This window comes from Aureimonas altamirensis, from assembly GCF_001463885.1.
Classification (GTDB): Bacteria; Pseudomonadota; Alphaproteobacteria; order Rhizobiales; family Rhizobiaceae; genus Aureimonas; species Aureimonas altamirensis.
The window spans coordinates 330,434-345,931 of the sequence record NZ_BBWQ01000018.1 but is presented as its reverse complement, the minus strand read 5'-3'; the positions used below and the strand labels follow the sequence as shown (position 1 = coordinate 345,931).

At 64.5% G+C, this 15,498-nt stretch carries 15 protein-coding genes and 1 tRNA gene; 9 read left to right on the top strand and 7 right to left on the bottom strand.

The window, feature by feature from the left end:
- Nucleotides 1-17 precede the first annotated feature (17 nt).
- Genes gph through AUL31_RS14415 form a run of 3 tightly spaced genes read right to left on the bottom strand, consistent with a single transcriptional unit; the run spans nt 18 to nt 3,710 of the window.
- Nucleotides 18-689 carry a phosphoglycolate phosphatase gene (gene gph / locus AUL31_RS14425; RefSeq protein ID WP_060607932.1) on the bottom strand — a complete coding sequence of 224 codons (672 nt, stop codon included), beginning with the start codon at nt 687-689 and terminating at the stop codon, nt 18-20.
- A 24-nt stretch (nt 690-713) separates the two neighbouring features.
- Nucleotides 714-2,225 (bottom strand): xylulokinase, encoded by a 1,512-nt coding sequence (xylB, locus tag AUL31_RS14420; protein WP_060607927.1) that lies wholly within the window; start codon nt 2,223-2,225, stop codon nt 714-716.
- Nucleotides 2,226-2,228: 3 nt separating this feature from the next.
- Entirely contained in the window at nt 2,229-3,710 is a 1,482-nt protein-coding gene (locus AUL31_RS14415) for an aldehyde dehydrogenase family protein (protein ID WP_060607924.1), read from the bottom strand.
- Between the two features lie 148 nt (nt 3,711-3,858).
- On the opposite strand from AUL31_RS14415, the gene dld reads away from it, so the two are divergent.
- A complete protein-coding gene (gene dld / locus AUL31_RS14410) occupies nt 3,859-5,574 on the top strand; it encodes a D-lactate dehydrogenase (protein WP_060607919.1) in 1,716 nt (571 codons plus the stop codon).
- 93 nt (nt 5,575-5,667) lie between these two features.
- On the opposite strand, the gene AUL31_RS14405 is transcribed toward dld, so the two are convergent.
- The 3 genes from AUL31_RS14405 to AUL31_RS14395 form a co-directional block, all read right to left on the bottom strand.
- Nucleotides 5,668-5,757 (bottom strand) — tRNA-Ser (locus AUL31_RS14405).
- Between the two features lie 275 nt (nt 5,758-6,032).
- Nucleotides 6,033-6,158 carry a hypothetical protein gene (locus AUL31_RS20810; protein WP_280137913.1) on the bottom strand — a complete coding sequence of 42 codons (126 nt, stop codon included), beginning with the start codon at nt 6,156-6,158 and terminating at the stop codon, nt 6,033-6,035.
- A gap of 358 nt (nt 6,159-6,516) precedes the next feature.
- A complete protein-coding gene (locus AUL31_RS14395; RefSeq protein WP_039195727.1) occupies nt 6,517-6,726 on the bottom strand; it encodes a cold-shock protein in 210 nt (69 codons plus the stop codon).
- Between the two features lie 376 nt (nt 6,727-7,102).
- Here AUL31_RS14395 and AUL31_RS14390 point away from each other — a divergent pair, with 376 nt between their 5' ends.
- The 8 genes from AUL31_RS14390 (at nt 7,103) to AUL31_RS14355 (ending at nt 14,964) form a co-directional block, all read left to right on the top strand.
- Nucleotides 7,103-8,308 (top strand): septal ring lytic transglycosylase RlpA family protein, encoded by a 1,206-nt coding sequence (locus AUL31_RS14390; protein ID WP_073469266.1) that lies wholly within the window; start codon nt 7,103-7,105, stop codon nt 8,306-8,308.
- Nucleotides 8,309-8,410: 102 nt separating this feature from the next.
- Complete coding sequence (locus AUL31_RS14385; protein ID WP_143190219.1) at nt 8,411-9,607, top strand: D-alanyl-D-alanine carboxypeptidase family protein; 1,197 nt, start codon at nt 8,411-8,413, stop codon at nt 9,605-9,607.
- 11 nt (nt 9,608-9,618) lie between these two features.
- Nucleotides 9,619-10,254 carry a dTMP kinase gene (gene tmk / locus AUL31_RS14380; protein WP_060607906.1) on the top strand — a complete coding sequence of 212 codons (636 nt, stop codon included), beginning with the start codon at nt 9,619-9,621 and terminating at the stop codon, nt 10,252-10,254.
- 3 nt (nt 10,255-10,257) lie between these two features.
- Nucleotides 10,258-11,274, top strand: coding sequence for a DNA polymerase III subunit delta' (locus tag AUL31_RS14375; RefSeq protein ID WP_060607903.1), 1,017 nt, complete (start codon nt 10,258-10,260; stop codon nt 11,272-11,274).
- A 66-nt stretch (nt 11,275-11,340) separates the two neighbouring features.
- The gene (gene metG / locus AUL31_RS14370; RefSeq protein WP_060607899.1) at nt 11,341-12,891 is read left to right on the top strand and encodes a methionine--tRNA ligase; all 1,551 of its coding nucleotides are present in this window, start codon (nt 11,341-11,343) and stop codon (nt 12,889-12,891) included.
- Nucleotides 12,888-13,697 (top strand): TatD family hydrolase, encoded by an 810-nt coding sequence (locus AUL31_RS14365; protein ID WP_060607896.1) that lies wholly within the window; start codon nt 12,888-12,890, stop codon nt 13,695-13,697. Before metG ends, AUL31_RS14365 begins: the two co-directional genes overlap by 4 nt.
- Nucleotides 13,694-14,503, top strand: a complete 810-nt coding sequence (locus AUL31_RS14360; RefSeq protein WP_060607893.1) for an MBL fold metallo-hydrolase — start codon at nt 13,694-13,696, stop codon at nt 14,501-14,503. The genes AUL31_RS14365 and AUL31_RS14360 overlap by 4 nt, the downstream gene beginning before the upstream one ends.
- A 62-nt stretch (nt 14,504-14,565) precedes the next feature.
- A complete protein-coding gene (locus AUL31_RS14355; RefSeq protein WP_060607890.1) occupies nt 14,566-14,964 on the top strand; it encodes a VOC family protein in 399 nt (132 codons plus the stop codon).
- Nucleotides 14,965-14,967: 3 nt separating this feature from the next.
- Here AUL31_RS14355 and AUL31_RS14350 read toward each other — a convergent pair whose 3' ends face one another.
- Entirely contained in the window at nt 14,968-15,414 is a 447-nt protein-coding gene (locus tag AUL31_RS14350) for an RbsD/FucU family protein (protein ID WP_060607887.1), read from the bottom strand.
- Between the last annotated feature and the right edge of the window lie 84 nt (nt 15,415-15,498).

Sequence of the window (15,498 nt, the reverse complement as noted above, 5' to 3'; positions counted from 1 at the left end):
GCGCGCGCTCCCTTGGCCTATTGTGCCGCGATGGCGGTGGGGGCGATCAGGTCCGCAAGCCGGGACAGGCGGTTCTGTGCCGGCACCTCTACCCCCGGCCCGGTGCCCCACGGCACGACGAAGAAGGGGATACCGGCCGCCTGTGCCGTCGCCTGGTCGACACGCGTATCGCCGACATAGGCGTAGGTGCCGGGTTCAAGCTGCATCGCCTCGGCCACGGCCAGGAGATGGCCGGGGTCGGGCTTGCAGGCCGGCACGGCATCGGCGCCGAGCGCAACGTCGAAGTAGCGGGCAAGGTGGAGCAGATCGAGGATGCGGGCCGTCAGTTCATGCGGCTTGTTGGTGCAGATGCCAAGCCTGATGCCTGCGCCATGCAAGGCGGCGAGGTCTTCGCGCACATGGTCGAACAGCCGGCAGCGGCCGGCGGGATCCTGGCTATAGGCGTCCAGATACCCCTTCATCGCGGCATCGACCGTCTCCGGATCGGACGGTAGCCCACGATCGACCAGTATGTCGGCGATCAGCCGCCGCGGACCGTTGCCGATATAGGATTCCACATAGGCGACCTCCAGCTCCGGCCATCCCCTGGCGGCAAAGCAGGCATTGACCGCCCTGGCGATGTCCGGCGCACTGTCGATCAATGTGCCGTCGAGATCGAAGATGAGGGCGCTGTAGGCCGTCGCGGTCATGATCTTCTCCTTGGGCGTCCGGGGTCAGGCTTGCGTGTCGAGCGCGGCAAGCGCATCGAAGCTGGCAATCAGGGCGGGGTACAGGCTGCGATAGACGCTTAGCATCGCGCGCATGCGCTCGCCGGTAGCGGCGTCGGGGCGCTCGCGGGTGAGGGGGCGGCAGCAGGCTGCGGCCGTCTGCGCATCCGGCCAGACACCGATGCCCACCCCGGCCACCAGCGCAGCACCGTAGGCAGCCCCTTCGGCGGCGCCCTGCGTTGTCACGACATCGCATCCGAACAGGTCGGCCTGCATCTGCCGCCAGAGCGGCGCACGCGCACCGCCGCCGGACGCCTTGATCAGGCCACTGTCCATGCCGAGCGGCGCCATCAGCCTGTGCATGTCGGCAAAGGCGTAGGCAACGCCCTCCATGACGCTGCGGGCCATGTCGGGGCGGCCGTGACGCGCCGTCAGGCCGACGAAGGCCGCGCGCGCCGACGGATCGGGGTGCGGGCAGCGTTCGCCGTAGAGATAAGGCAGGAACAGGAGCCCGCGCGCGCCCGTCGGGCTTGCCGCTGCCTCCTCCACGATCGCCTCGAAGGCGGGTTCGTCATCCGGCCACAAGGTTTCGCGCAGCCACGACATGGCGCCGCCGGCATTCAGCGAAACCCCCATGCAGTGCCACTTTTCCGGCGCCACGTTGCAGAAGATCTGCAAGCGGCCGTCCGGATTGTCGACCGGCTTGTCGAGTGCGGCGGCCAATATGCCGGCCGTACCGATGGTAGTCTGCAACTCCCCCGGCGCGATGACGCCGGACCCGATCGTCTGGATGACGCTGTCACCGCCGCCGCCGGCGATGGGCGTTCCCTCCGGCAGGCCGAAGAGGCGGGCGGCAGAGGCGCTGACGCGAGCCGATATCACGCTGGACTCGTGGCAGGGTGGCAGCAAGGCAGGGTCGAGCCCGATCCGCTCGGTCAACTCCCGCGCCCACTGCCGGCGGCGCGTATCGAAGAGGCCCGTTCCCGATGCGTCGGACACTTCCGTCGCCACTTCGCCCGACAGGACGAGCCGAAGATAGTCCTTCGGGTTGAGCATGCAGGTCATGCGGGCGAAGAGCTCGGGCTCGTTCTCGCGCATCCAGACAATCTTGCCGCCCGTATAGCCGATCAGCATCCTGTTGTTGGTTGCAGCAAGCAGCGCTTCCAGCCCGCCGGCCCGTTCGGTGATCTCCGCGCATTCGGCGCCATTTCGCTGGTCGTTCCACAGGAGGGCCGGGCGCAGGACGCGATGGCCTTCGTCCAGCGCCACCAGGCCGTGCATCTGGCCCGACAGGCCGATGCACCGGATCTGCGTCCGGCCGGAAGCTGCCAGCGCTTCCGCCACGGCCTTGCGGGCACCCTCCACCCACAGGGCCGGGTCCTGCTCCGTCCAGCCGGGGCGCGGCCGGGCCAGCGGGTAGGTCGCCGTGGCCGAGGCGATGGGCGTGCCGTCCAGGTCCAGCACCAGCGCCTTGCAGCCGGACGTGCCGATATCGATACCGAGAAGGACTTCCGTCATGGCTCAGGCGCCGACGCCGTGGAAAAGGCGGACATGCTTGAAGTTGAAATACTCCAGAAGCCCCTCTCGCCCGTGCTCGTACCCGATGCCGCTCTGCTTACGCCCGCCATAGGGGGCGTTCATGATGCCGGCATCGACATTGTTGATGGCGACATTGCCGTAGTCGAGCCCGGCGGACACGGTCTGGATATCCACCATGTCGCGGGCATACAGGTAGGAGGCAAGGCCATAGGGCGTGTCATTGGCAAGCGCGATCGCTTCCTCCAGCGTGTCGAAGGGCATGACGCCGATCAGCGGGCCGAATGTTTCCTCCGTCATCACTTTCATGTCGTGCGTGCAGTCGGCAACGACGGTGGGCCTGAAGAAAAAACCTGCGGCATAGGCCTCGCCTTCCGGGGCTCGTCCGCCGGCCACCAGCCGTGCACCCTTGGCCAGCGCATCGGCGATGTGATCCTGCGTTTTGCCGAGCGGCTCACCCGACGCCATGGCGCCCAGATCCGCATCCGGCGTCTGCAGCCCGTCGGCGACGGTCAGCTTGTCGGCCGCGGCGCCAAGCTCGCGCACGAAATCCTCGTAGAGCGAGCGGGCCACGTAGATGCGGTTTACCGCGATGCAGATCTGTCCGGCGTTGCGGAAGCCGCGCCGCGCCGCGCCCTTGACGGCAAGCGCAAGGTCCGCGCTCTGGGTCACGATCATCGGGCAGTTGCCGCCAAGCTCCAGCGACAGCCGCTTCACCTGGGTGCAGCTCTGCTGGATATGCAGGCCGACGGCACTGGACCCCGTGAAGGCGATCTTGTCGACGTCGGGATGCTCGACGAGCGCTTGACCGACCTGCGATCCCTTGCCGGTCACCACGTTGACGACACCGGCCGGTATGCCTGCCGCCAGCGTTTTTTCGGCAATGGCAAGGGCAGTGAAGGGCGTCAGCTCTGCCGGCTTGATGACGATGGTGCAGCCGGCCGCAAGGCTTGCGCAAAGCTTCCAGCCGACAAGTTCCGCCGGATAGTTCCAGGGGGTGATGGCGCCGACGACCCCGATGGGCTCGCGCAGGACGAGGCTCTGATAGCCGTTCTGGTCGTTGGGGACGACCTCCCCGTGCACACGGGTCGCTTCCTCGGCATAGAAGTGGCACGCATCGGCAAGCTTGAGGATCTCGCCACGCGCCTCGTTCACGGGCTTGCCCTGCTCGGCCGTCATGATGCGCGCCATGGCGTCTGCATCGGCGGCAATGGCGTCGCCAAGCCGGTGCAGCGCATCCGCGCGCTTGCGGGCGTTCAGCCGCGACCAGGTCTTGAAAGCGCGCCGTGCCGCGGCCACCGCATCATTCAGCTCGTCCGGCTGCGTTGCCGGAATGGTGCCGACCTCTTGGCCCGTCGCCGGATTGACGACGGGGAGGGCGGCGCCGCTGCCCGCCCGAAACGCCCCATCGATGAAGAGGACACCGGTAAGTCTGCCGGGAACCGGGCTGTCCACTGGATTGAGCATGATTCTGTCCTCCGATATGTAGTGATACTACTAGCAAAGCGCTTTTTGGCGCGCAAGCGCCTGCCCGACGCCCATACTTGACCGTTTGGTGCAGCTTCGCGTAGTTTTGCTATAGTATCCAATCCTGCAGAGGTTCGATCTTCCTATCATGTCCAGCACGCTTGTCGATGCGCTGCGCTCCGCCGTCGGCGCGCGCCATGTCCTGACCGGGGAGACGCAGACGCGTCGTTTTCGGCGCGGTTACCGCTATGGCGGCGGGGATGCATTGGCGGTCGTGCGTCCCGGCACTCTTTTGGAAATGTGGTCGGCGCTCAAACTCGTCATCGAGGCGGGCCATATCGTCATCTTCCAGGCCGCCAATACGGGGTTGACCGGCGGCTCGACGCCGCAGGCCGAGGGGTATGACCGACCGGTTGTGATCATCAGCACCTTGCGCCTGAACCATATGGCGCTGATCCGCGAAGGTCGGGAAGTTGTGTGCCAACCCGGCGTCACCCTGGAGCGGCTGGAAGCCGCGCTTGCGCCCATCGGCCGGGAGCCGCATTCGGTGATCGGCTCCACCTGTATCGGCGCCACGGTGACGGGTGGGATCTGCAACAATTCGGGCGGCGCCCTGGTCCGGCGGGGGCCGGCCTATACGCAGATGGCTCTTTATGCCCGTGTCACGCGCGAGGGGAAGCTCGAACTCGTCAACAATCTGGGCATCGCGCTCGGCGACACGCCGGAAGAGATGCTGCGCCGGCTCGACGAAGGGCGCATCGACGAGGCCGCCATTACCGATGCGGACGGGCGCTGGGGGTCGGACAGGGACTATGCCCGCCATGTGCGCGACGTCACCGCATCCAGCCCGGCCCGCTACAATGCCGATCCGCGGCGGCTGTACGAGGCCTCCGGATCGGCCGGCCACCTGGCGGTCTTCGCACTGCGTCTCGACACCTTCGCTGCAGATCGCAAGACCCGCGTTTTCTACATCGGCAGTCGCGACCCGGCAGAGCTTGCGACGATCAGGGCCGATATCCTGACGCGCTTCGAGCACCTGCCCATTGCCGGCGAATACATGCATTCAAGCGCCTATGATGCGAGCCGGCGATACGGCAAGGACCTCTTCCTTTTCATCCGAACCTTCGGCGCACGCCATGTTCCGAAAGCCTATGCCTGGAAGGGGTGGTTCGATGCCGTCACGGCGCGGCTCGGCATGGGAACGGCCGTTTCGGACAGGATCCTGCAGTGGATCACCGACATCCTTCCCAACCATCTGCCGCCGCGTATGGAAGCATTTCGCGCGCGCTACCCCCACCATCTTCTCATAAAGGTCGGCGACGACGGCGTGTCCGAAGCGTCACGCTATTTCGCGGAGCGGTTCCCGACCGCAGACGGGGATTTTTTCGAATGCACGGAGACGGAGGCGCAGGCCGCCTTCCTTACGCGCTTTGCCGTGGGCGGGGCGATCGTGCGTTACCGGGCGGTGCACCCCAGGACGGTGGAAGATATCGTGGCGCTGGATATCGCCCTGCCACGAAACGCGACGGAATGGCTGGAAGTGCTGCCTCCGGAGATCGAGGAAAAGCTCGAGTTCAAGATGTATTGTGGCCACTTCCTGTGCCATGTGCTTCACCAGGAATACCTGGTTCGCAAGGGCGAAGATTGCGACGCGGTCAAGGATGCGATCCTGTCGCTGCTGACGCAGAGGGGCGCCAAATACCCGGCCGAGCACAATGTGGGCCATCTTTACGCCGCCGACGAAGCGCTCGCCGGTTTCTACCGCGAGCTCGACCCGACCAACTCTTTCAATCCGGGCGTCGGCAAAACTTCCAAACGCCTCCATTGGGGCTGTAGCTGCAACCTGCAACCACGGGATGCGTGAACCTTTTCAGAGTATCGGCGGTTCTCAGCGTTGCTTGATGGCGATGCGGTGATTGGCGGCAATATCGCACGATAGAGGGCAACCGGCGATGTTTGGCGGAAGGGGTGGGATTCGAACCCACGGTACGGTCTCCCGCACGGCGGTTTTCAAGACCGCTGCCTTAAACCACTCGGCCACCCTTCCGGCGTTTGTTTTCGTTCGCTTTTTCGGTTTACGCGCAGGCCAGTTCGTGACCGCTGCTACCGAATTGCTCCGAACGCCGTTATGAGGCCGTCTTTACCGCCTTGCGGATCGCTGCGTCAACTTGTTCCCCAGCGTCGGCGGCCATGCCCCGGATTACCCGTCCGCAGACATCTGCGTCGCATGGATTTGCCGAAGGTCAGGGGCCTGGCGATGGTCGGTGCGCGGGTTGGATTGAAGGCAAAAGTCCAACCCGGCTCCGGGCACCGACGAAGCGATTATTTTTTCTTGGCTGGCTGTGTACTGGAAATGCCGCCCTTGAGGCTTGGCGCCGCGGCTATGACCTTTTCCTTCACCTTTTTCGGCTTTCGGGCCTCTTTGGAACCGCGTGATTTCTCGCCCATTGGTCCATCCCTTTGCAAGTTGAGACTGATCCTTGCACAGATGCTGCAAGCCAACCCCATCAATTCGTCACAGCGCACCGGGAGCGGGGCTTTTTGATGGCCGCGCTACGCCCCTAGCGCGCACGTGATCGCAACGGTTCGTCGCCCCGCCTTGAGGGGGGCGTTCCGGGAAGCAATGTCGGTGAAGAGGAGAGTAGGGGCCTGGCATACTGCCCGGCGCTGACGCCGAATCAGCGCGGCGGTAAACCGTCCTGGCGCTGTTGCAACGAAATCATTTCAAAAGGGTGTCGGTCGTCACGCCGATCGCGGCGCAAATCGATCGGTGGCGATGCGCTGGACACCGCCACCGACCTTGAAACTAAAGGAGCTTAAGGTTTACGGCCTTATCGCCCTTGCCGCGACGATCCGGCTCGGTGTCGTAGGAAACCTTCTGGCCGTCGTTCAGGGCGTTGATCCCTGAATTCTGTACCGCCGAGATGTGAACGAAGGTGTCCGGACCCCCATTGTCCGGGGTGATGAAGCCGAACCCTTTGTCGGCGTTGAAGAATTTAACAGTGCCAGTAGCCATGAGTGTCTTTCGGTAACGACCGCGAACGTGCGGCAGACCTACAATGGCATGATTTTGTGGTCAGATACAAATTGTGGCTTGAATCCGTCATGAACCGTCCCAAGCCGCGCCGCACGCAAGCCATCGGACAGCAGAGTATTCCTGTAAACGATATCTGAAAAGATGAATCTTTCTGTACGGTAGTGTAATGCACTTTATACTCCATACATTCATCTTGCTTCCTTGCGCGAAAATTTACCCACGATCAACCCGGAAACACGCGTTTGTCATTACCGGCTTGCCTTGCGTGTTAATTTGTTGGTAACAATTTCCGCAGAGGGATGGCCGCGTTCCAGTTGGCCGGTATCTGCAGGCGTCACATCTGAGGGGACAAAAGATGAAAATGACTGCCGATGCGTCACGTTCCCGCGTGGCGCCTGTCGTTATCGCCGTATGTGCCACCGCGCTGCTGGCAGCCTGCCAATCCGGGTCTTCCACCCATGCGGAGCTGGCGCCCGAACCGGATGCGCCGGCCTTTACGTCCGCCGAATACGGCGTCGATGCAAGCCCGCGGGTAACCAACCTGAAACAGGTGCGCAAGGGCGGTGGCCGCGACCATGTCGGCAAGCCCTACAAGGTCAAGGGCAAGTGGTATTACCCCAAGGAAGACGAGGGTTACGCAAAGGCCGGCAAGGCTTCCTGGTATGGGGCCAATTTCCATGGCCGGCTGACGGCCAACGGCGAAGTCTACGACATGTACCATTTGTCGGCCGCGCATCCGACATTCCCGCTTCCGTCCTATGCCCGCGTGACCAACAAGAGCAACGGCAATTCCGTGCTTGTCCGCGTCAATGACAGGGGCCCGTTCTCCCACAACCGTATCGTCGACGTTTCGTCCAAGGCCGCCGATGTGCTCGGCTTCAAGAACGCGGGCATCGCCGACGTGCACGTCGAGTATGTCGGCCGCGCGCCCGTGGATGGAGACGACACCTCGATGCTGATGGCTTCGTTCCGCCCGGGTGGGCAGGGCGGAGAGCAGGATGGCCTGCCGCAAGGCGTCATGGTGGCCTCTGCCGAGCGCCCGAGCGACGAGATGCTCGTTGCCGCGGCCTTTGCCTCGGCCGGTCACGATGCGCCCGCCACCACGGCAGCCGCCGCAGGCAGCGGCGTGCCGGGCGTGCGGTCCATGCAAGCCATCCAGCAGGCTACGGCAGCAGAGCGCGCAGCGCGCAGCGAAGGCTTCGCAATGCCCGTCGCAGCCCCCGCGCCGTCGGCGCCCGCTTTTGCGCCCATGCCGACACCGCGCTCCGGCATGCTCTCCTATGCGCCGGCGCAAACGCAGAGCAACGCCTTCAGCGCCCTTGCCGCCATCGCTGCCGGCACGGAGACGATCGAGCTTGGGGTCCTGACCGACGCAACCGTGCTGGCTGGCGTAGAGGCTCTTGCCGCACAACACGGCAATGTGACGCGTGAGGCAGTACCGGCAGAGTTCGGCGGCGGCGTTTCCCTGACGCTGGCGCTAGCGCCCGGCGAAAGCGCCGACACCGTGTTGCAGGCCCTGTGGACCAGCGGCGCCGAGGATGCCTTCGTCGTCAAGGATTGAGTTAACGATACCGCGAAGCTTTTGAAGATGCGGCCGCCCTGTCATAGCGGTCGGCTCCGGGTTTGCTACACTGCCGGTTGAATACTTGCAGCGGAGGAACCCATGATCAGCTTCAGCGCGGCGCGTGCGCCGATCCTTTCCTGCATGTCCGCCCTGTTGCTGATCGCGCTTGCGGTGCCTGCCGCCGCGCAGGATGCGCAACCATCCTTCTTCAACCAGACCAAGGCACGCCAGGCGCTGATCGTCGACGGCGAAACGCGCGCCGTCCTGTTGGAAAAGAATGCCGACATCGCCTTCGGGCCTGCCTCGCTGGCGAAGCTGATGACGATGGAAATCGTCTTCGATGCGCTGAAGCGCGGCGAACTTTCGCTCACCGACAGTTTCACCGTCAGCGAACATGCCTGGCGTACCGGAGGCGCGCCTTCGCGGACATCGACCATGTTTGCGGCGGTCAAATCCAGCGTGACGGTGGATGCGTTGCTGCAGGGCGCCATCGTGCAGGCTGCCAACGACGCCTGCATCGTGCTGGCGGAGGGCATGGCCGGCTCCGAGGATGCCTTCGCCCAGCGCATGAACCGGCGTGCCGCCGAAATCGGGCTCACGGGCAGCCATTTCGTCAACCCGACGGGCCTTCCGGCCGAGGGGCAAAGCGTGACGGCGCGAGACCTGGTGACGCTGGCGCGGCATATCGAGACGACCTATCCCGAATACTACCGGCTTTATTCGCAACCCGAGTTCGAGTGGAACAAGATCCTGCAGCGCAACCGCAACCCGCTGCTGCGTCTCGATATCGGCGCCACGGGCATGGGCACCGGTTTCACCGAGGCCTCCGGCTACTCCCTCGTCGGGGTAACCGACCATGGTGGCCGCAAGACCTTTATCGCGCTCGGCGGCCTTGCCAGCGATGCGGAGCGCGCCCGCGAGGCTGAGACGTTGTTGAAGTGGGCCAGCGAGACATTCGAAAGGCAGGAAGTGTTTGCGGCGGGCGAGATCGTCGGCCATGCCACGGTATACGGCGGGACGGCGCCACGCGTTTCGCTGCGCACCGCCGAAGACGTCGTCGCCTATGTTCCGAATGCATCGCCCGATCTCGTCAAGGCTGTGATGATCTATGACGGGCCCTTGCGTGCGCCGATCGAGAAGGGGCAGAAGATAGGCCGGGTCGAGATGCGGATCGAGAATCAGGCCAGCATCGTGCGGGACCTGTTCGCCGGCGAAGACGTGCCGCAGGGCACATTCTCGAGCCGGGCACTGGATGCCGCGCACGAACTGGCCTTCGGCTGGATCCGCGCATTGTAGAAAGGCGCGACTTGGCGGGGCTGTTCATCACTTTCGAAGGCGGAGAAGGCAGCGGCAAGTCTACGCAGGTTGCACGGCTGGCCGAGGCGCTGCGAAAGCTTGGGCGCACCGTCATCACCACGCGGGAGCCGGGCGGCACCACCGGCGCCGACATGATCCGCGAGATGGTCCTTGGCGGCGACGCCGAGGCATTCGGAAACGATGTCGAGGCGGCCCTGTTTGCTGCAGCGCGCGCCGACCACGTAGACAGCGTGATTGCGCCGGCGCTTGCCCGTGGCGCGGATGTCATCTGCGACAGGTTCCACGATTCAACCAGAGTGTATCAGGGGCGTGGCGACAACACGCGCTATCTGGAAGCGCTGGAAGACGCCGCCATGGGCGATTGCCGCCCCGAAATGACCTTCATACTCGACCTGCCGGCGGAGGAAGGGCTGCGCCGCGCCGCGGCACGGCGCGAGAGCGCTGCCGCCGACCGCTTCGAGGCAGAGGCGTCGAGCCTCCACGAAGAGCGGCGCATGGCCTTTCTGGCGATCGCCACGCGCGAGCCGGAGCGCTGTCATGTGATAGACGCGCGGCGCCCGGCCGATATCGTTGCCGACGATGTATTTGCCCGCGTCGCCGAGCATCTCGGCCTGACGGAAGCCTGATCCATGCCGGATGCGGAACTGGTCGCGCAGCAGCGGCACGACGATATGGACGGCATTCCGCCGCCGGCGGCGCAACTGGATGTCGTCGGGCATGAGGCGGCGTTTGGCGCGTTGACGCAGGCGCTGGACGGCGGACGCATGCATCATGCCTGGCTGCTGCAAGGGCCGCAGGGCATCGGCAAGGCAACGCTTGCCTTTGCCTTCGCACGCACCCTTTTGGCCTCCACCGGCGAAGACCCCGTTGCGGTGGCGCGACAGGTGGCGCAAGGCAGCCATCCCCGCCTGATCCATCTGAGCCGCCCGCTGGCTGACAGGGGCGGTGGCTTCAAGACGCAGATCACCGTGGATGAAACGCGGCGGCTGATGCACTTCTTTCACACGACGGCGGGCCTCGGGTGGCGTGTCGCCATCGTCGATCCGGCCGACGACATGAACCGCAATGCCGCCAATGCGCTGCTGAAGATCCTGGAGGAGCCACCGGCGCGCTCGCTGTTTTTGATCGTCAACCACATGCCCGGCCGCCTGCTGCCCACCATCCGCTCGCGTTGCCGGGTTCTGCGGCTGGGTGAGCTTCAGGCCTCGGATATCGCGGCCCGGCTGCGTAAGGAAGTTCCCGACGCTTCGGACGACGAGATCGCACAGGCATCGGCGCAAGCCATGGGCAGCATGCGGACCGGCTTCCAGAATCTCATCGGTGGCGGCGGCGAGGTGAATGCGCAGGTGCGCCGCCTGTTCGCGCTGTCCACGCCGGACTGGGCCGGCATACAGGCACTGGCCGACGCCGTCACCGCAAAAGGGCGCGAGGCGTCCTACGGGGTAATGGTGCGCGAGTTGTTCCGGGCGCTGGGCGCGGAATCGGAAGCGGCGCTGGCCGCCGGAAACCTGCGTGCCGCCGAGCGGCTCGCCGCATTCTGGCAGTCGGAAGATGCCCGCTGGCGAGAGGGCGAGGCCTATAATCTCGATCGCAAGCAGATGCTTTTGACCTTCTTTACCGGGCTTTCCGCAGCGCGAAACGATTGAGCCCATGGCCCGGATGCATTATCTCGCTTGGCATACGACTTATCGCGACTGGATACCGGAACAATCATGGCCGAACGCTACTACCTGACGACCGCCATTTCGTACCCGAATGGCCGTCCGCACATCGGCCACGCTTACGAGTTGATCGCCACGGATGCCATCGCCCGTTTCAAGCGGCTCGACGGGGCGGACGTCCTTTTCCTGACCGGCACGGACGAGCATGGCATCAAGATGCTGCAGACCGCCCGCAACCTCGGCATCGAACCGCTGGAACTGGCTACCCGCAATGCCGACGAGTTCCGCGCCATGGGCCGCGCGGTCAACGCCTCCAACGATGATTTCATCCGCACGACCGAGGCGCGCCACAAAATTGCCAGCCAGGAGATCTGGCGTCGCATGGTAGATGCCGGCGATATCTACAAGGGTTCCTATTCCGGCTGGTACTCGGTGCGGGACGAAGCCTATTACGCCGAGGACGAGACCCGCGTCACCGACAATGGAACGCGCCTCGGCCCGCAGGGCAGCCCGGTGGAATGGGTGGAGGAGGAAAGCTACTTCTTCCGCCTGTCCGCCTTCCAGGATCGCCTTCTGGCACTCTACGAAGACAATCCGGGCTTCATCGCCCCGGCCGAGCGGCGCAACGAGGTCGTGTCCTTCGTCAAGTCGGGCTTGCGGGATCTTTCCATCTCGCGCACGACCTTCGATTGGGGCATCCCGGTGCCGGGAGACGAGCGGCACGTCATGTATGTCTGGGTCGACGCCCTGACGAACTATCTGACGGCGACCGGCTTCCCGAACGAGGGAGAGCGGAGTGGCTTCTGGCCAGCCGATCTGCATGTCGTTGGCAAGGATATCGTGCGCTTTCACACGGTCTACTGGCCGGCCTTCCTGATGTCGGCGGGCATACCGTTGCCCAAGCGTGTCTTCGTGCACGGCTTCCTGTTCAACCGGGGGGAGAAGATGTCGAAGTCCGTCGGCAACGTCATCGATCCGATGGCGCTGATCGACACCTATGGCCTCGACCAGTTCCGCTACTTCCTGCTGCGCGAAGTCCCCTTCGGGCAGGATGGTAACTATTCGCATGAAGCCATTGTAAATCGTACCAATTCCGAACTTGCAAACGATCTTGGAAACCTGGCGCAGCGCTCGCTTTCGATGATCGCCAAGCATTGCGAGGGCCTGGTGCCGCAGCCCGGCGAATTCACCGCCGAGGACAAGGCGATCCTGTCCGCTTCGGGTGCGCTGCTGGCGCAGGCGCGCGAGGCGATGGCGCGGCAGGAACTGCATGTCATGCTGGGGCAGGTGGTTGCCGTCATCTCGGAGGCGAACCGCTACTTCGCCGGGCAGGAGCCATGGGCGCTGCGGAAGTCCGATCCGGCGCGCATGGCGACGGTTCTTTATGTCACGGCGGAAGTCGTCCGCCGTGCGGCCATCCTGTTGCAGCCCTTCATGCCCGACTCCTGCGCACGGCTGCTGGATCTTCTGGCGGTGACGGCGGACGAGCGTGATTTTACGGCTCTATCCGAAGGGAAAGGCCTTAAGCCCGGCCGCGCGATGCCGGCGCCGCAGGGCGTGTTCCCGCGCTACGTGGAGGCGGAAGGCCAGGCGGCATCATGACCCTGCCATTCATCGTCGACAGTCATTGCCATCTCGATTTCCCGGATTTCGACGGGGAGCGCGATGCCCTGATCGCCCGCGCTGCCGATAAGGGCGTGCGCCTCATGGTGACGATCTCCACCAAGGTCGAACGCCTGCCGGTGCTGCTGGAGATCGCCGAGGCTTATCCCAACGTCTACGCCACGGTCGGCACGCATCCCAACAGCGCGGCCGAAGAGCCGGACGTGCCGACGGAGCGCCTGGTAGCGTTGAGCGCCCATCGCAAGATCGTCGGTATCGGCGAGGCGGGGTTGGACTACCACTACGACAAGGCCGGGCCCGCAGTGCAGGAGGCGGTGTTCCGCCGCCATATCGACGCGGCGCGTGAAACCCGCTTGCCGTTGGTCATCCATGCACGGGACGCAGACGCGGACATGGAGCGCATCCTTGCTGAGGAAACGGCAAGGGGCGCCTTCCCATTCCTGCTGCACTGCTTTTCGTCCGGCCCACGGCTTGCCGAGGCCGGACTGGAAATGGGCGGCTACATTTCCTTTTCGGGCATTTTGACCTTCAACCGCTCCGAGGAAATCCGTGCCGTCGCCGCGGCCAGCCCCATGGACCGGATCCTGGTGGAAACGGACGCGCCCTTCCTTGCGCCGCCGCCTTTCCGGGGCAAGCGCAACGAACCGGCCTACACCCGCTACACCGCCGAAGTCCTTGCCAAGGTGAAGGGCCTGACGCTGGACGAAGTCGCAGAGGCCACCAGCGACAATTTCTTCCGGCTGTTTGCAAAGACACCGGACCCGCGCGCAGCCGAGGCGGCGTGAGCGACCGATTGGAGTTCACCATCCTGGGTTGCGGCTCATCGCCCGGCGTGCCGCGCGTCAACGGCGATTGGGGCGCCTGCGACCCATCCCAGCCACGCAACCGGCGCAGGCGGGCTGCCGCCCTTGTGCGCCGGTACGGCGCGAGTGGTGTGACGACGGTTGCCATCGACTGCGGGCCGGATTTCCGCAATCAGATGCTGGATGCCGAGGTGCGACACCTGGATGCCGTCGTTCTGACCCATGCGCATGCGGATCATATCCATGGGATCGACGATGTGCGCGGCTATGCGCAGGACAGGCGCGGCCTCGTGCCGGTCTATGCCGACGAGCCGACATTCGCGCGGGTTTTCGAGGCGTTCGGCTACTGTTTCCGAACACCGGAAGGGAGCAATTATCCCCCCATCGTCGAGCATGTCCCGATATGGGCGGGGCAGCCTTTCGCCATCTATGGCGCCGGCGGGCCGATTACGCTGCGGCCTTTCCATCAGGTCCACGGCCGCATCCTGTCGCTCGGCTTCCGCATCGGCGACATTGCCTACTGCAGCGACGTTTCGGATTTTCCGGAGCCCGCCATCGCGGAGATTGTCGGCGCCCCGATCCTGATCATCGATGCTCTCCAGCGCCGGCCGCACCCGAGCCACCTATCGCTGGACGAAGCCTTGCAGTGGATCGGCCGCCTGGATGTGGGGCAGGCGGTGCTGACGCATATGCACACCCCGCTCGACTACGACACGCTGTGCGCGGAGCTGCCGCCGCATGTGCGCCCCGCCTATGACGGACAGACATTCACGATCCCGATCGGCTGAGCTGTTGCCCTGCCACGATGTTCCCTTTATGTTCCGTCTGGAGATAGACGGGAGGGGCAGGGATGAAGGGTAAGATCAGCATCGTCACACTGGGCGTAACCGACTTGGCCCGTGCAACAAATTTCTATGAAGCGCTTGGCTTCAAGCGCTATCCGTTCGACGCCCAGGGCGTTGCCTTCTTCGAGCTCGATGGAAGCTGGCTGAGCCTCTACCCGCGCGAGGCGCTGGCCGACGATGCAAGCGTTGCGCCCGCCGGAGTGGGGTTTCGCGGCATCACCCTTGCGCATAACGTGGCCGAGAAGGGCGATGTCGACACCGCCCTTGCCGAGGCGGAGCGCGTCGGCGCCCGCATCGTCAAGCAGGCGACCGACGTCTTCTGGGGCGGGCGTTCCGGCTACTTTGCCGATCCGGATGGCTTTCTGTGGGAAGTCGCCTGGAACCCGCTGATCGACCTGACCTGACGGTCAGTCGAAGATGACGCCCTTCTTCAGGATGAAGCAGCCGTAGGGGCGCGCTTCCGTCGTGCGGACGACGGCGTAGGCTTTGGCCGCCGCCTCGTAGAAGGCGAAGCGCTCTACCGTTTCCATACGGATGGGCCGCCCTTCGGCCTCGTCGATAACCTCTTGCATGGCGGTGTGGACCTCCAGCACGGCGCTGAAATCGTCCACCACGCCCATCCGCCGCACCGGCGCTTCCACGAAGGAGTCGAGCGGATACAGTTTCAGGATTTCGCGCGCGGCCTCGGTCGTGTCCACGTTGGACAGGCGGATGCAGCGTCCCGTGACGGTGGAAGCGGCCACCGACTCCGCCGGGAAGTTGCGGTCGGCAATGACGAGATCGTCGCCATGGCCCATTTCGGCGAGTGTCAAAAGAAGCTCGGGTGAAATGAGCGGCGGAATGAGTTTCAGCATCCTCGGTCGTCCTTTAGAGGCGCGTGGTCACGCGTGTGGCTTCTCTAAACCATGGACGCTTGCCGTACCATATCGGAGATTGCG

Bases quoted from the DNA above. Each gene is read 5' to 3' on its own strand.
- gph (WP_060607932.1), bottom strand. From the start codon at position 689: ATGACCGCGACGGCCTACAGCGCCCTCATCTTCGATCTCGACGGCACA.
- xylB (WP_060607927.1), bottom strand. From the start codon at position 2,225: ATGACGGAAGTCCTTCTCGGTATCGATATCGGCACGTCCGGCTGCAAG.
- AUL31_RS14415 (WP_060607924.1), bottom strand. From the start codon at position 3,710: ATGCTCAATCCAGTGGACAGCCCGGTTCCCGGCAGACTTACCGGTGTC.
- dld (WP_060607919.1), top strand. From the start codon at position 3,859: ATGTCCAGCACGCTTGTCGATGCGCTGCGCTCCGCCGTCGGCGCGCGC.
- AUL31_RS20810 (WP_280137913.1), bottom strand. From the start codon at position 6,158: ATGGGCGAGAAATCACGCGGTTCCAAAGAGGCCCGAAAGCCGAAAAAG.
- AUL31_RS14395 (WP_039195727.1), bottom strand. From the start codon at position 6,726: ATGGCTACTGGCACTGTTAAATTCTTCAACGCCGACAAAGGGTTCGGC.
- AUL31_RS14390 (WP_073469266.1), top strand. From the start codon at position 7,103: ATGAAAATGACTGCCGATGCGTCACGTTCCCGCGTGGCGCCTGTCGTT.
- AUL31_RS14385 (WP_143190219.1), top strand. From the start codon at position 8,411: ATGATCAGCTTCAGCGCGGCGCGTGCGCCGATCCTTTCCTGCATGTCC.
- AUL31_RS14375 (WP_060607903.1), top strand. From the start codon at position 10,258: ATGCCGGATGCGGAACTGGTCGCGCAGCAGCGGCACGACGATATGGAC.
- metG (WP_060607899.1), top strand. From the start codon at position 11,341: ATGGCCGAACGCTACTACCTGACGACCGCCATTTCGTACCCGAATGGC.
- AUL31_RS14365 (WP_060607896.1), top strand. From the start codon at position 12,888: ATGACCCTGCCATTCATCGTCGACAGTCATTGCCATCTCGATTTCCCG.
- AUL31_RS14355 (WP_060607890.1), top strand. From the start codon at position 14,566: ATGAAGGGTAAGATCAGCATCGTCACACTGGGCGTAACCGACTTGGCC.
- AUL31_RS14350 (WP_060607887.1), bottom strand. From the start codon at position 15,414: ATGCTGAAACTCATTCCGCCGCTCATTTCACCCGAGCTTCTTTTGACA.